This window comes from Gudongella ferriphila, assembly GCF_046224405.1.
In the GTDB taxonomy this organism is placed as follows: domain Bacteria; phylum Bacillota; class Clostridia; order Tissierellales; family Tissierellaceae; genus Gudongella.
This window is the reverse complement of the sequence record NZ_JBJXRK010000021.1, coordinates 17,291-32,533: the sequence shown is the minus strand read 5'-3', so window position 1 is coordinate 32,533 and position 15,243 is coordinate 17,291. Positions and strand designations below refer to the sequence as shown.

The following is a 15,243-nucleotide window of genomic DNA, read 5'->3' as shown; positions in this document are numbered from 1 at the left end:
ATCACCTCGTGTGTCCTCTAAGAGTATGCTCAAGCCTCTTGAGGTAATGGATGTCCATCTCCAGGAAGGTAGATGGTTTTTGATGTCTCTTTTGAAGTACACTTCTTTCCAGGTCAGGATATCTTGGTGTAAAAATTACCTCCCCGAGGGATGCAAGAGTAAGGTTCTTTTCATTAATCTCCTGATATACCTCCTCGATGACTCTTAACAAGTCCAAAGTATTGTTAAGGCAGATTTCAGATAGATTATATATTGAGTCCTGCGTAATGTCCTTGATGAACCTGGGAGATACGTAAGGCAGTATAAAGTTTATACTTGGAATCAGGTTTGACTCAAGATAATCCTTGCGAACCATGTCGCCACCAAGAAATGGGTACTGGCTACTTTCATTGAACCACAATCTCAGGTTGGGAACAAAATATGCATATTCAACATCAAGATTCCTTATCTGGGCAATTTCCTTGCCCTTTCCTGATAGAATTCCAACGAACAATTTGGCAATCTCTATGCCCTCCTTCCGAAGAAGAGGCTCTACAATCTTTATTCTGTAGCCCTTGTGAAGTAGGTCATCCGTAAGCATTACTGGCCGTTCAAAGGATTTGATGGTTTTACACTGGCCCTCAAGTGACAGATAGTTGGGGAACTCACCAACTGTGAAGCTGTGTATGTCTGGTGCGAATATTCTTTCAGTGTGCAGCGTCTTTGTTACAGTATTTGGAATTATTGAGTTGTTCAGGATTATACCAAATGGCACACACATCTTTTCGCCTAATGATTTCTTTCTGTTATCCAATATTGATACACCATTTTCATCACACAGCTTCTGAATCAGCTTGCTGTAGACCATGTCCCTGTTGAAGGAAATGAGCAGCTCATTTGGATAAAGGTCAGCCAGGGCTCTCTTTAGCTTCTTTCTGGTTGCGGTTATAACCCTCTGTATTCTTGGATCGCTATCATAAGGTGCCTTTAATGTGTTTTCCAGGTCAAGGTTTATGCTTATGGGGTTGTTCATATCAACCATAAACATAGGTGAACCCATATGCTGGAAGGGCATTTGGGAGAAGCCTTGCATCAGCAGATATTCCTCTGCTTTCTTGTTTTCGCCTGAAATCATCGTATTGCAGTAGAGTGCATAATTGTAGTCTCTGTTCAAGGCAATGGATAGTGTTTCGTTTAGAACCATATCCATAATGTTGTCATTGTCATCCCTTGCATAAAGACAGGCTATAAAAGCAGTCCTCCCCTTGGCGTAGGTCCTGATGTATTGTGTCAGTTCCTGATCCTTGAACTCATCGTATAGCATGCTGTGTCTGACCCAGTAGAAGGCTGAAAAACCTAAGGGAAGTCCGGTTTCCATATCCTTCAGGAGTATGATTCTGTAACTTAGCTTGTTTCTAAGCTCAAGAATTCCTTTTTCCAATATACTGTTACCGAAATTGTCCATAAGGTAAATGAGAATCTCACTGCTTAGATTTCTGTGAATTTCAACATCCAGGGTTTTTGTCTCAACCAGGGTTTTGTATAGGGGTTCTCTTATATAGAGTCCGTAATTATAAATATAGTCAGCTGCCATTGGGTCGATGAGCTTAGAAATATCTCGGTTTTTGTCAATGTTGTCCCTGATCTGAGTTGAGCTTATGTCCTCATACTGGGTTGGTAGGGTAAGTTGAATTACCTTGCCCCTTATTCGGGAAATGGCTTCATTTGAAGCGGACAGATTACTGGTTACCGTTTGATCTGTTCTCCTGTCAAAGATGACATGAGAAAAGTCAAGAATCTCCCTGTTCTTCCTGTAGGCGGAAGCATTGGTAATAACGTCTGAACCGACAGCTATATATACTTCCCTGTCGCCAAATATTTCCCTAAGCTTTATCATGTCTCTATCTGAACCAATATTTATTGGAATTTCCTTCGGAAATAGGTATATTCCATCTTCCTTGGCAATACTCATATTAATGATATTTCTTCTAAATTGATGAGCTTCTGTCCTCTTCGACCAGGAAAACTCGTCAACAGCAAGGTATACCTCAAAGCCCTTTCGTCTTATTTCCTTTGCAATCTCCTTGTGGCCGAGACTGAATGGGTCGAATGAACCAGGGAAGAAAACAACATCCTCATCGGTGGTAATATCAAGGCTTCCATTTTCAAACTCAAAATCGGAGATATATCGGTATATATGGTTCAAGGATGCTGCATTGTTATAGAAGACAAAGTTGTTTTCACGGGAATCTTCTATAAGGGTGAGAATTTTCTTGCCAATACGTCTGAATACAGATTGCTTCTCAAGGTGAGTAAGTTTCTCTGAGTTGAAGACAGTTGAAGCGATTACCCTAAGAGCTTCAGTCTTTAGCTCAACATTATAGGATGCGATAGGGACCAGCAGCAGTCCAAGAAGCCTGTTCAGGCGTTTTTTATTTGTTTCTTCATCCTCCTGGAACAAGTCCTTGTATTTCGGATAATTTACAATTGCTGTGCCTATGGTGTTCAGCAATAGCATAATAGTTTGTGGTCTTGAAACTTTAATTTTCTCTTCCAGATCCTCGATTACTTCCTCCAGCTCCTGAGGGGGAAGGTATAGGAAAAGATGGCCCAAATATTCTGGTATGAACTTTGTGAACTGGTAGTTTTCCATTTCCAGAGCTCTCAAAAGCTCTATTGCAACATCATTACGCTGCTCAAGGGAGAGCAGGGGAATTATGTTCAGCAGGGTGTAGCCACTGTAATTTCTGACCCTTTCAACAGCACTTACCTTGAGTACGTTGCAAAGATGTATCGCTGTGTGAATGCCTGTCTCCTTTGGATTTTTCCTTACCTGGTCATACAGAATATCTATGTTTATCTTCTTTGTGGTCCAGCCGGTTGCAGTTTTCAGGTTCTCAAGAAACAGTTCAGAAACGTTGGCCTGGTCCTGAAAATAGTTTTCCCTGAAGTTACCCACGGTCTCCTGATCCATTGAAAGCTTGTTAGATAGGATGTACTTAAGATAATTTTCAGCGGGAATAGGGGACTTCAAAGGTCTCGCCTTAAGGTAATCCCTCATGGGGGAGTAAAGGTTTTCATCAAATAGCTTGGTTATTACTTCCGCTGCCCTATCAAGAGCACTCAATCTGATGTTGGATATATCTGAAGAAACCATTTTTTGAATATAGGAGTAGAAGAGATTTCGTCTGCCGGAATCCAATTCTTCCAAAGGAAGGTAGGTTACAGTCTGGATTAGGTAGAACTGAGATACGGGAATCAAATCCTCAGAACGCTGAAAGAAGTAATTCAACGCATCGAAATATTCTCCATAGCTTTCCTTGCTGCAGTTCTCAAACAGGGACTTTACAATGAGCTTAAGATTGTATAGCCATATGTTCTGTGAATCAGTCATCTTATGACTGGGAATCAATAGTGATTCAAGGATTTCCTTGAAAACTACAACGCTGGTCTCTTCAGGTTTTTTTCTTGCTATTGAGGAAGGTAGCTCCTTTCTGTACTCCTCGTCGTAGTTTGCAAGAAGCTTGCCTATAAGTTCAGCGGATTCCTTACGAACGTCCTCTTCCTTGTGTAGAAGAAGGTCTGTTAGAAAGCTTAGCACCATTATTTTTTGTTTTTGGGTTAGATAGGTTGAATATTCTTTAAGAACCTCTATATAAAGTCTCAAAATCCTCCAATTGGATTCGCCCCTTGCATCCTCAAGAATCTCAAGGAACCTTTCCTGGTTCATAAGGTTTGTCATAAGGTAGATGTTGTTTTCAATTGCCTTGTATTTAAAGGAATCTACAATATCCTCACCCCTAAGAAGGCTCCAATAGGTTTTTTCCTGTCTTTTCAGGATTCCATCAAGGGTTGTGTCTACCCCCATGGACTCCATATACTCCTCAAAGTCCTTTAATTTGCTGTAGACTCTTTTATATCTCATTTCCTTTGCTTCATCCACATTGTCAAGCTTATCAAGTATAACCTGGAATGACTCGTCAAGGTCATATGTAAACATGATAAACTTGCCATCGACTACTTTGTTTTTAACTCTAAAATCCGCATAGATAAGGATCAGAGATTCCAGTGGCAGAGTTTCCAACTCCAAATCCCAGGTTGAATGGTTTGTTGCAATATGACCAATTTTATCAAGTCTTAGCTGTCTAAACCATTGTTCAGTATAATAGTAGTGAAGGTATGGAACCCTGGGTTGTTCATCCTTAACAACACCATATTTTCCAACATCATGTCCAAGGCTGGCACCAAGAACTATCCCAAGATCCACCGGAAGCTCCAGCTCCTTTAACTGCAGAGCAACGTGCATAGCCACATCCTTTACGCTCATGACGTGATCAATTGTGTTGTAGCCGTTGATTTCCATGTCGAGCTGCATGATCTCATAAATGAAGAGCTTGTTGTAGGCCTCTTTAAAACGCTTGAATTCCTCTATTGAGTCAGAAACATCATAATCAAAATGATCCTCACCGTTTACGTACCTAAGTAAATTGAGAACCTCTTCGTAAAGAACAATCATTTCCATGTCAATTAGTTTACTTTCCTTGTGCGGAAATGACTTGAATAAGGCGTAGTCGTAAATTGTAAGAATCCATTCGTTCAAGTCCACAGACTTGAATTGAACGAGAAAATCATGAATAATCTCCATAAAAGAAAGGACAGAAATATTTCTGCCTTCCCTTAAAACTTCAATTTTATCTCTTCTGCCATTGCTATCCAGATATTCCCTAAAGCTTTGCTCAACATTCATGGCCTTCCTCCTTGTAAGGGTTCATGGATAATTTGATATCATTCCATGTTTAGAAATTCAGTCCTGATAAATGTGAAGGAGTTAAGTAGCTGCTCCTTGACATTCTCCTGGAGCTTGCCTTCAAATTGACATTTCATTGTCGCCACATCTCCTTCTCTTGTGACGGTCATATTGGCTATATTGATATCATTATTTGCAAGGATCGAACTAATCTTGCTAATTACTCCCTTTTGGTCAACGTATTCAAAAATAAAGCCAGGCTTAATTTCTGATTCTGACAATTCCAATTGATTTTCCGTGGAATCCTTATATATATTATCCATCATAGAATACCCCTCCTTTAGTTACTTCAATTATATAATTATGAGTGTGGCTTTTCAATGATGAATTGGCAAAGACAATTGCAAGTAACCGGTATATAAGGGTATAATAGAAAGCAATGGGGGTGTGCAAAAATGATACTGTCCGTAGATTTGAATCCTGTTCTTAACAAGTGGTTGGAAATAAAAAGTAATTCCAATGAGTCGAAATCCTTCAATGTTGATAAGGCATATATGATACCAGGTGACGGGGGTGCATACCTTTCATTGATTTTAAGCCTTATGGGTGAGGATTCTACAATAACTGGATTTTCAGGAGGACCAACTGGAAGTTTCATAAGAAATTATCTAAGAGATACCGGGGTAGTTGATTCCTTTGTTGAAATCGGAGATAAAAGCCCTGAGAGGTTAATCTTAACCTTCAATGATAGGGAAATTGAAGTCAGTCAGAAGGACTCTGAAATAAACAGGGAGGAAATTACATTTTTCCATAGAGAGATTAAGGAAGGTCTGAACAATTCTGAGATAGTATGCATGTGTGGTGGATACCCATCAAATATGCCCGAAGATATGCCAACTGACATTGTGCACCTAACAAGAGAATGGGGAAGAAAAATGCTGATATCCCCAAGGAAGGATACCTTGTCGGAGGTTGTTGAAGCTTCGCCATACTTGATTGCTCTGGATGTTGAAGGAATGGAGATACTGACCAATCTTAAGCTTGAGTATGAGGGTGAAATAATAAGGGCCAGTCAATATCTGTTTCAAAGTGGTATAAGCTATGTGATTGTAGACATGGGAGAAAAGGGTTTGCTGGTAATGAATAGCGAGACAGGGATCAGTATGAATCTTGACCATGAGGTCCTGAATCCCGGAAGATTTCTGCATGGTGGCATATTGGCGGGGTTTGCGACTGGAATGAGGAGGAAATTTGATTTTGAGACAACCTCAAGATTGTCTTTTGCATGTGGTTCACTTGATTTCAGGAATTATGAGGGGAAGCCTGATATGACTGATATCAAGGCATTAATGAAAAAAATAGACATAAGAAAATTTCACAACCAATAGGAATGGTGATATGATGGTTAGCTTTATACATTCTGGAGATATTCATCTTGGAATGAAATTTAACAGCTCCAGCTTTGGCGGAGTGAAGGGCAAGGAAAGAAGAGAGGAACTGTGGAGTACCTTTAGTCGTATGCTTCAACACGCAAAAAGTGAAGGTATGGATTTACTGCTTATCACTGGGGACCTTTTTGAAGGCAATAATCTTACCATTAAGGATATTAGGAGACTCAAGGATTCCTTTGAATTTGCAAAGGAACAGAAATTTGTAATTTCCTTGGGGAATCACGATATGGGATATAGGGACTCGGTCTATGCTGAAGCCGATTGGCCTGATAATGTTATGATTCTCGGGGAGGCAGGCCTTCAGCATGTTGAATTTGCAAATCTCTTTACTTCAATTTGGGCAATTGAAGCAAAGAGGGAAAAGGAAGTCTTGCTGAAGGAGCTTAGTAATATCAAGCCAACTCAGGGATATCACAATATCCTTATGCTCCATGGTGAGTTTGGGGCAAAGACAGATTATCCACTTCCCGATCTGAAGTTTTTAGAGGGGCTGCAAATGGATTATATTGCCCTTGGACACATACATAAACCACAGTTTTTGCACCATAACATTGCCTACTGTGGATCGTTGGAACCCTTGGATTTTGGAGAGACGGGCAAGAGAGGATTTATCCAGGGCAAGCTATCCCATAATAACAGCTTCAGTTTCATTCCCTTCTCAAGGCGGGAATTCAATGTTCTTGACTATACTTTGCATAGGGAAGCTACAATTGAGAAGGCAAGGGAAGAAATAATGGGTTTGATAGGTGATGATGGAAAAAATAATTTTCATAGGATAATTCTAAAGGGTGTTTCTCCAACATTTCTCCACAAGGAGGCATTGGAAGCAACCCTAAGAGAAGACCTCTACTATCTTGAAATGATAGATGATTCAAAGCCGGATATTGATATTGAACTATTGTTTGATGAAAATAGAAACAATATTATTGGAATGTACATAGAGAGCTTTAAAAATGAGGATATGGAAGATCCCATTGTAAGGGATGCTTTCTATGCTGGAATATATGCTCTTTTGGAAGGAAGTGACCGGCAATGATTATTCGGGAACTCCATCTTCATGGATTTGGCAAGTTCAATGACTTTACCCTTAGACTCCAACCAGGGTTAAATATCATATATGGACCCAACGAAAGCGGAAAATCGACTCTGCATAGCTTTATCAGTGGTATGTTCTATGGTTTTAGAAAACCGTATACAAAAAGAACCCTTTACTCCAATGAACACAACAGATTAACACCTTGGTCCGGTTCCAATTACAGTGGGTCTATAGTTTTTGAAAAGGATGGACAGCTATACAGGATATACAGGGTATTTGACAAAGGAAAAGAAGAGGTCAAGGTTTTTCATGAGTTGACTGGTGAGGACATTACAGACAGGACTCATATTGGAGAAAGCTCAAAGGTGCTACAACCGGGGGAATATTTTTTTGGAATAAACAGTGGGGTTTTCAGCAATACTCTATTTATTGGGCAGCAGAACATGGAACCTGGGGAGTCACTGGCCCATGAAGTCAGGGAAAGGCTGGTGAATGTATCCACTGGTGGAGATGAAAGCATATCAGTTGAAAGGGCCATACTTTTCCTGGATGAGGAGTTAAGGGAGATTGGAACAAGTAGGGCTTCAACTTCAGAGTATGGTAAGATTTTGGCTGAAATCAAAGAAACTGAAGAAAGTCTTAGAGCTGTGGAAGCAGATGTAAAAAAGTACAGGGATCTGGCGACAAGAAGGATGGCTATTATTAGTGAGTTGGAGTCAGTTGAGATGGATATTGCAAATTGTCAGGATTCCATAGAAGAGATGAATAGAATTAAGAAAATCAACAAATACCAGGAGATTTTGGAGCTGAGGGAGAAAAACAACCTTTTAGGTGAAGAAATTGAAAGACTGGTGATTCACGATTCAAAAAGTCGGGATGATTACAATGAGGCTGTAAAATTAAGTGAAGAGATTGGACTTGTAAATTCAAGGCTAGATTACATGGAGGAACAGCTGAATGGTATTGAAGAAAAGGCTACAAGGCTTTACGTAGACAGAAATCACGAGTATGGGGTTTCCGAGGATATTATTGAAGATGGGTATAAGTTTCAAAAACTGGACTATAAGTCCACTGATGACAGGGATTTGCCATCTCTTAAAAATGAGAAGGAAAAGCTCATGATCAACCGAAGGGCTTTTGAATGGATCTTGATTATCTTTTCATTCATATATTTTTCAGTAACCATATATGCATCCATCCAAGGCAATTATTCAGTTCTTGCAATAACTCAAACGGTTTTGATTCCCATATTCTATTTTATTTATAAGGTAAGAACCCTAAAGGGTCGGACAGATATCCTGGAGGGTGAAATTGATGTTGAGATACAAAAGGTTCTTATCCTTGATAAGTACAGTGTGTCGAACAAATACGATCTTTATAAATTGTATGAAAGAGCCAGAGAAGAGGATACTAAAGCCGAACAGGAAAGAGTGCTATTGGATGAACTTCAAGGTTCAAGAGAAGCCATATCGGTTAGGAAAAATGACCTGAACACCGAGCTAATGGCTCTGCAGAGGCAGCTTGATGGAATATTTAGCAAAAACCAGGCTGAAGACATGAAATCCTTCAATGAAGGTTTGGAAAAGAAATCAAGGCTAAAGGAGATCAAGAGAGAAATTGAATACAATCAGGAGACTATAAAGAGAATTCTTAAGGAAGAAAGCATTGAAGAGCTAACGGTACTTTATGAAGAGAGATCTGATACCGGAAGTGCAATGTCTTTAACTGATATGGTTGAAACAATTGAGTCTCATGAAAAGCTCATTCAATACAAAGGTGATCTTCTAGTGAATCTTAATCAGGTGGAGGGCTCTCTAATGGAGCTTGAAAATTCCATTGAACAGGAGCTAACCCTAAATGAAAAGCTACAGAAATTGAGAGAAAAGGAATTCTCCTTGAAGTGTAGGAAGGAATCACTTGAAATGGCCAAAAGCAGAATTAACGATTTATCAGGTGAGATACACAGGGACTTTGTTCCAGCATTAAACAGGAGGGTGGAGGAGTTCATAAGCAGGATTACTGCAGGGAGATATATTGATGCAAAGGTGGACAGGAATCTGAATTTCAATCTGGTTCAGGAAGGAACAAATAGGTTGGTTCCATTGGAGAATCTAAGTGGTGGAACGTTGGACCAGATGTATTTTGGTTTGAGACTTGGCATTGTTGATGAGTTGATTTCAAGCAGACTCCCCATCTTTCTGGATGAATGCTTCTCACAGTATGATGATTTGAGGTTGAAAAGAATTCTGGACTTTATAATAAGCTTTGAGTATAGGCAGGTGCTACTGTTTACCTGTCAGACAAGAGAAGAAGAGGTGCTGAGAAGTACAGGCAAAAAGTACAATAAGATTGACCTGCAAAATAGTTAAGAGAGGTGCGTATATGATCTATGCAATTGGTGATCTCCATTTTGATCACTCTAAACAGAAGCCTATGGATGTTTTTGGTGAAAACTGGATAAATCACAAGGAAAAGATTATCGAGGATTGGAAAACGAAGGTCCTGGACCAGGATCTTGTGCTTGTACCGGGTGATATTTCCTGGGCCCTTAAGCTTGAAGAGGCTGTACCTGATTTGGAACTAATAGACAGCCTGCCAGGTCATAAGCTATTTATAAAAGGTAATCATGATTATTGGTGGGAAAGCATATCAAGGCTCAACGCTTTGAATCTAGATTCCATAACATTTATAAGAAACAACTCCTACGTATATGGAAATGTGGGGATAGGAGGAACCAGAGGATGGATGAGTAGGGATTCGGAGGGGTTTGACGAAGGAGATGAAAAGATATACAGGAGAGAGCTGCTTAGACTGGATGCATCTTTGTCAACAATAGAAGAAGGGATAACCAAGAAAATCGCCATGCTTCACTATCCTCCATTTGATGGGAAACTACGGCCCAATGATTTTGTTGATGTTTTAGTGAAGCATAATGTAGATTTATGCATTTACGGACACCTGCATGCTGAGGGACACAGGTACTCAGTTGAAGGCTTGATTAAAGGGATAGACTTCAAGATGGTTTCCTGTGATTTTTTGGACTTCAAGTTAAAAGAGATTGGCATATAGACATATTTCTTAAGGGGGACTGGAATGAAAATAATAGTGACTGATTCATATGATGAAATGAGCAAGGCGGCTGCTGAAATATTTGAAAAGGAAATAAGACAGGATTCAAAGATCGTGCTTGGGTTGGCGACGGGGTCGACACCCATTGGGACCTATGAGGAGCTGGTAAGGAAGTACAAGGAGGAAAAGCTTGATTTTTCTGGGGTCACAACTTTCAACCTGGATGAGTATGTAGGCCTTGATGTTAAGGATCCAAACAGCTACAGATTTTTTATGGAGGAGCATCTTTTCAATCATGTAAACACAAACAATGAAAACACACATGTTCCAGATGGGATGACAGTGAATCCAGATGAGTACGGGGAAAAATATGACAAGATGATTGAGGCTGCAGGTGGAATCAGGATTCAACTTCTTGGGATAGGGTCTAATGGCCACATAGCATTTAATGAGCCTGATGAGGAATTACCTGTAGGTACAGGGCTTGTAAATCTAACCATACAGACCATAGAGGATAACGCCAGATTTTTTAAATCCAAGGAACAAGTACCTACCCAGGCAATTTCAATGGGCATGGGCAGTATAATGAAGGCAAAAAAAATAGTCATTCTCGCCAGCGGTGAAGGAAAAGCAGAAATCATAAAAAAACTCCTAGAAAGAGGCAAGGTTAGCACAAGGATACCTGCTACATTTTTACTACTTCACCCTGATGTAACATTGGTTTGCGATAGAAAGGCATATTCATTGGTAGGCAGGTAGTCAGGAGGTACTATATGGTAAAGGAGTTGGAAGTGAAGGTTTTGGATATTGACATTGATAATATCCAAGCGTTGATATTATCCAAGGGCGGCAAACTGATAGGGAAGGAGAGACAAATCAACACCCTCATCGACTCTACAGAAAAACCGATAAAATCATTTATGGATGCATATCTAAGAATCAGGGAGAATCATGATCTCTTAAGTGACAACAGGTCCGTAACATTGACTCTTAAAAAGAATCTTCCTAACAATAGCTTAAGGGAAAATGAAGAGTACAATGTTTTAGTTGATGATAGGTACACTATGTTGCAAATTTTAAAGCAACTTGGTTTTGACAAGGCAGTAATTGGCTACAAGGACAGGACATCCTATTCATTTCTAGAAGGAAGAATTGACATTGACGTATGGGATGAAGAAACCTATCCTGATCCATATATGGAAATTGAGGTACAAGAGAAGAGGGACCTTGATACCATTTTGAAGGAACTGGAGATCCCCCAGGAGAAGGTATCAAAACTTTCAATAGTGGAGCTTCAGCAGAAGCTCATAAAAAGGCGGGATGATTCCAATGTTAAATAGGATAATGGTTGAAAGGGTTTTAAATGAGGCCTTGTCCAGAGGTGGAGATTTTGCAGAAATTTTTTTTGAAGATAAAATGACCTCCAATATCAAGCTGGTCCAAGGTGAAATAAAGGATAGTCTGTCGGGCAGAGATTATGGAGTTGGTATTAGGATACTTGAAGGAACAAACAGTGTATATGGCTACACCAATAGCTCTTCAGAGAAAGAGCTTGTTGATCTCGCAAGGTCCTTATCCTTGTCCATGTCTGGTGAGGCAACAGTTCGACCACAAACGATGAGAGAAACCCTATACTCTGAAAACAATTCAATCAAGATTCCCATATCAACTGTTGGAAAGAAAGAAAAGGTGGAGCTGCTAAAAAGTGCTTACCATGCCGCTAAGGGATACGATCAGGTAATCTCCCAGGTCACAACGGCTTATATGGAGGAAGAACAGAAAATTTTGATTGCAAATTCCGATGGACTATGGACAACCGATAGCAGAACCCGAGTGAGATTTGCAGTTTCAGCGACAGCAAGCCTTAATGGTGAGCTTCAACAGGGATATTATGCACCTGGTGCCTCAATGGGTTATGAATTATTCGAGTATGTTGACGTGGACAAGGTTGGAGTTGAAGCGGCAAGAATCGCTAAGGCGATGATCCATGCAGATTATGCACAAGGTGGTAAAATACCGGTTGTGATAGAAAATGGCTTTGGAGGTGTTCTCTTTCATGAAGCCTGTGGTCATGCATTGGAGGCATCATTTGTATCTAAGGATGCCTCTGCATTTGGTGGGAAGCTTGAGCAGGAGGTGGCGTCTCCCCATGTTACTGCAATTGATGACGGGACCATGATAAATGGGTGGGGTACGACGAATATCGATGACGAGGGGACACCTACCAGGAAAAATATACTTATCCAGAATGGGGTGCTAAAGTCTTACCTGGTCGACAAGATAAATGGCAGAAGGATGGGAATGGAATCCACAGGTTCGGCTCGGAGACAATCCTATAGGTACCCGCCAACCTCCAGGATGAACAATACCTATATAGCGCCCGGTCATATGACCCACAATGATATGATCGGATCCATAGAAAGGGGTCTCTATGCTAAGAATCTTGGAGGCGGAAGCGTGAACCCTGCTACAGGTGACTTTAACTTCGCAGTAATGGAGGGCTATCTTATCAAAAATGGCAAGATAGCAGGTCCTGTAAGGGGTGCAACTTTGGTTGGGAATGGTATTGAGGTCTTAAAGCTCATAGACGGAGTGGGGAGCAATCTGAAAATGGGACAGGGAATGTGTGGAGCAGCCAGTGGCTCAGTACCGGTGAGTGTTGGTCAACCTGCAATTAGGGTCAGCAGCATTACTGTCGGCGGAAGAAAGGAAGATGATTGATGGATTTTAATGCTTTTAGCAGCCTGGTTTTCAAAAAAGGGAGTGACAGGCTTGAGGAAATGGAGCTCTTCCATACTTCGAAAAGAACCTTGAAAATTGAAGTTTTTAATCAAAAGGTTGATAACTACATTGTATCTGACTCGGCAGGAGTTGCTCTAAGAGCAATTGGATTGGAGGGCTTGGGTCACTCATATACGGAAAGATTGGATGAAAAGTCTGCTGAGATACTTGTGGATGAGGCTTACCAGAATGGTAAATTCACCGATAAAGATGAAAGGCCATACTTCACAAAGGCCTATGAATATATATACCGTGCTGAAAACAATCCAGATTATTCACAGGACCTGAAAGTGGAAGAAAAAATCAATTTAATGATGGAACTTGAAAAACAAGCAAAGAACCTTGATGGCAGGGTAACCAAGATTCAAATGTGCTCCTATGAAGATGTTTTTACAGAAAGGAGGATAAAGAACACCTTGGGCTTGGATATTGAAGATAGATCATTAATGGGTTATATATATATTTCTGTGGTTGCAAAGCAAGATGATAATGTAAGTACTGGGAGCTCCTATGTTGTTTTCAGAGATCCCAAAAAGGTTGACACATCAAAGCTTGCCAGGGAAGCTGTGGAAGAAGCCATATCATTATTGGGTGCAAGACCAGTTAGTAGCGGAAATTACTGTGCTGTAATAAGAAACCGAGTTTTTATTGATATTCTTGAAGGCTTCATGCCAGCCTTTTCAGGCATAAACGTACAAAGGGGGTTGTCCTTTCTGAAGGATAAGGAAGGGGAACTGATAGGAAGCACAAAAATAACCATCACAGAAGATCCTTTTCTAGACGGAGGATATTGCAGCTGTGATTTTGATGATGAAGGCTACAGGACGACAAAAAAGATTTTGGTTCACGAAGGCAGGCTGGAGGGATTCCTGTATGATTCCAGGGAGTCCAAAGATAAAATTAGTACTTCAACAGGAAATGGATTCAGGAACTCGATAAAGGCAACTGTATCGACAAGGCCAACGAATCTGTTGGTGGAAAAGGGATCCAGGAAACCAAATGAAATCATCGGAGAAGTAGCTGCAGGGATTTACATAACTGAAATAGCAGGCCTGCATTCCGGGCTGGATTTTGTGTCGGGAGATTTCTCCCTTCAAGCCCAAGGCTTCATAATAGAGAACGGATCATTGGGTAGACCAATAAAAGGTATTACAATTTCCGGAAATCTGATTCAGCTTCTAAAAAGTGTAGAGGAAGTTTCTGATGACATACTTTTTGGCCTTCCAGGTAACGGTTGCTATGGGGCTCCATCCATAAAAATAAATTCAATAAGTGTTTCCGGGGATTGACAGTTCAATAACATGACACATTCAAGAGCTTAAATGTGTTTGTTTGAATCTCCATTAACATAACGAAAGCAAAGGAACTTGTATCTTACCATAGGTTCCTTTTTGTTTGAGTTCAAGAAATATATGTGTAATTCAGAGGGTTAAAAGTCAATAAATCAATATACTAACATGTGAATTACATAACGATGTTGGAAGGAATTTCTGCCCTTATCTGATTGTTAATTCTGAATATTTAAGGTATAATAATTCTGTTGACTTAAATTACAGTAAAGGAGTTGGTAACGTGGATTGCTGTGGAGCAAAGGAACTAAAAGGACACTTCCTTGATGAAGAAGTGGATTTGTCACTTATGGATGAGACACTGAAAAAATATAAGGAAGTAAAAGGTAGCCTGATTACAATACTTCAGTATGCCCAGGAAATATACGGGTTTTTACCCATGTCCGTACTGGAATACATATCTCAGGAGACAGGAATTTACAGCTCACAGATATATGGTGTTGCAACCTTCTACACACAGTTTCGACTGAACCCGGTTGGGGAAAATCTGATCATGCTGTGCAAGGGTACTGCATGCCATGTAAATGGTGCAGATGGTATTGAAGAGGCTATTACAGAAGAGTTGGGCATCAAGGATGGAGAAACTACAAAGGACAATGTATTTACATTGAACAATGTGGCGTGTCTTGGGTGTTGCAGCTTATCTCCAGTCATGATGGTAAATGGTGAGACATATGGAAGCCTGACACCACAAAAAACCAAGGATATCTTAAGGGAATTGGGAAAACAGACCCTTGAAGCGAAGGAGGGGAACTAGATGAAGGTAGTGGTTGGTCTTGGAAGCTGTGGTATAGCAGCTGGAGCCAGGAAAGTATATGAAGAGCTGGAGAA

The 15,243-nt window shown here is 40.4% G+C and carries 11 protein-coding genes; 9 read left to right on the top strand and 2 right to left on the bottom strand.

Features of this window, described 5'->3' with window-relative positions; translation table 11 throughout:
• Position 1 precedes the first annotated feature (1 nt).
• Both ACKVDP_RS10360 and ACKVDP_RS10355 read right to left on the bottom strand, forming a co-directional pair.
• The gene (locus ACKVDP_RS10360) at positions 2-4,726 is read right to left on the bottom strand and encodes a cytidyltransferase (protein ID WP_409228773.1); all 4,725 of its coding nucleotides are present in this window, start codon (positions 4,724-4,726) and stop codon (positions 2-4) included.
• 38 nt (positions 4,727-4,764) lie between these two features.
• Entirely contained in the window at positions 4,765-5,052 is a 288-nt protein-coding gene (locus ACKVDP_RS10355) for an ACT domain-containing protein (RefSeq protein ID WP_409228772.1), read from the bottom strand.
• Between the two features lie 129 nt (positions 5,053-5,181).
• On the opposite strand from ACKVDP_RS10355, the gene ACKVDP_RS10350 reads away from it, so the two are divergent.
• The 9 genes from ACKVDP_RS10350 to nuoE all read left to right on the top strand — a co-directional run bounded on the left by ACKVDP_RS10350 (position 5,182) and on the right by nuoE (position 15,169).
• Positions 5,182-6,114, top strand: a complete 933-nt coding sequence (locus ACKVDP_RS10350) for a PfkB family carbohydrate kinase (protein WP_409228771.1) — start codon at positions 5,182-5,184, stop codon at positions 6,112-6,114.
• 10 nt (positions 6,115-6,124) lie between these two features.
• Positions 6,125-7,213: a metallophosphoesterase family protein gene (locus ACKVDP_RS10345; RefSeq protein ID WP_409228770.1), complete on the top strand. Its 1,089-nt coding sequence runs from the start codon at positions 6,125-6,127 to the stop codon at positions 7,211-7,213.
• Positions 7,210-9,582 carry an ATP-binding protein gene (locus ACKVDP_RS10340; RefSeq protein ID WP_409228769.1) on the top strand — a complete coding sequence of 791 codons (2,373 nt, stop codon included), beginning with the start codon at positions 7,210-7,212 and terminating at the stop codon, positions 9,580-9,582. The genes ACKVDP_RS10345 and ACKVDP_RS10340 overlap by 4 nt, the downstream gene beginning before the upstream one ends.
• 13 nt (positions 9,583-9,595) lie before the next feature.
• Positions 9,596-10,282 carry a metallophosphoesterase gene (locus tag ACKVDP_RS10335; RefSeq protein ID WP_409228768.1) on the top strand — a complete coding sequence of 229 codons (687 nt, stop codon included), beginning with the start codon at positions 9,596-9,598 and terminating at the stop codon, positions 10,280-10,282.
• A 24-nt stretch (positions 10,283-10,306) separates the two neighbouring features.
• Positions 10,307-11,041: a glucosamine-6-phosphate deaminase gene (nagB, locus tag ACKVDP_RS10330; protein ID WP_409228767.1), complete on the top strand. Its 735-nt coding sequence runs from the start codon at positions 10,307-10,309 to the stop codon at positions 11,039-11,041.
• 14 nt (positions 11,042-11,055) lie between these two features.
• Positions 11,056-11,622, top strand: a complete 567-nt coding sequence (locus ACKVDP_RS10325; protein WP_409228765.1) for a class IV adenylate cyclase — start codon at positions 11,056-11,058, stop codon at positions 11,620-11,622.
• A complete protein-coding gene (locus ACKVDP_RS10320) occupies positions 11,612-13,003 on the top strand; it encodes a TldD/PmbA family protein (RefSeq protein ID WP_409228764.1) in 1,392 nt (463 codons plus the stop codon). Before ACKVDP_RS10325 ends, ACKVDP_RS10320 begins: the two co-directional genes overlap by 11 nt.
• Positions 13,003-14,352, top strand: coding sequence for a TldD/PmbA family protein (locus ACKVDP_RS10315; protein WP_409228763.1), 1,350 nt, complete (start codon positions 13,003-13,005; stop codon positions 14,350-14,352). Before ACKVDP_RS10320 ends, ACKVDP_RS10315 begins: the two co-directional genes overlap by 1 nt.
• Before the next feature lie 283 nt (positions 14,353-14,635).
• Positions 14,636-15,169, top strand: coding sequence for an NADH-quinone oxidoreductase subunit NuoE (gene nuoE, locus ACKVDP_RS10310; RefSeq protein WP_409228762.1), 534 nt, complete (start codon positions 14,636-14,638; stop codon positions 15,167-15,169).
• Positions 15,170-15,243 lie beyond the last annotated feature (74 nt).

Coding starts and splice junctions, on each gene's coding strand:
- ACKVDP_RS10360 (WP_409228773.1), bottom strand. CDS start 4,726: ATGAATGTTGAGCAAAGCTTTAGGGAATATCTGGATAGCAATGGCAGA.
- ACKVDP_RS10355 (WP_409228772.1), bottom strand. CDS start 5,052: ATGATGGATAATATATATAAGGATTCCACGGAAAATCAATTGGAATTG.
- ACKVDP_RS10350 (WP_409228771.1), top strand. CDS start 5,182: ATGATACTGTCCGTAGATTTGAATCCTGTTCTTAACAAGTGGTTGGAA.
- ACKVDP_RS10345 (WP_409228770.1), top strand. CDS start 6,125: ATGATGGTTAGCTTTATACATTCTGGAGATATTCATCTTGGAATGAAA.
- ACKVDP_RS10340 (WP_409228769.1), top strand. CDS start 7,210: ATGATTATTCGGGAACTCCATCTTCATGGATTTGGCAAGTTCAATGAC.
- ACKVDP_RS10335 (WP_409228768.1), top strand. CDS start 9,596: ATGATCTATGCAATTGGTGATCTCCATTTTGATCACTCTAAACAGAAG.
- nagB (WP_409228767.1), top strand. CDS start 10,307: ATGAAAATAATAGTGACTGATTCATATGATGAAATGAGCAAGGCGGCT.
- ACKVDP_RS10325 (WP_409228765.1), top strand. CDS start 11,056: ATGGTAAAGGAGTTGGAAGTGAAGGTTTTGGATATTGACATTGATAAT.
- ACKVDP_RS10320 (WP_409228764.1), top strand. CDS start 11,612: ATGTTAAATAGGATAATGGTTGAAAGGGTTTTAAATGAGGCCTTGTCC.
- ACKVDP_RS10315 (WP_409228763.1), top strand. CDS start 13,003: ATGGATTTTAATGCTTTTAGCAGCCTGGTTTTCAAAAAAGGGAGTGAC.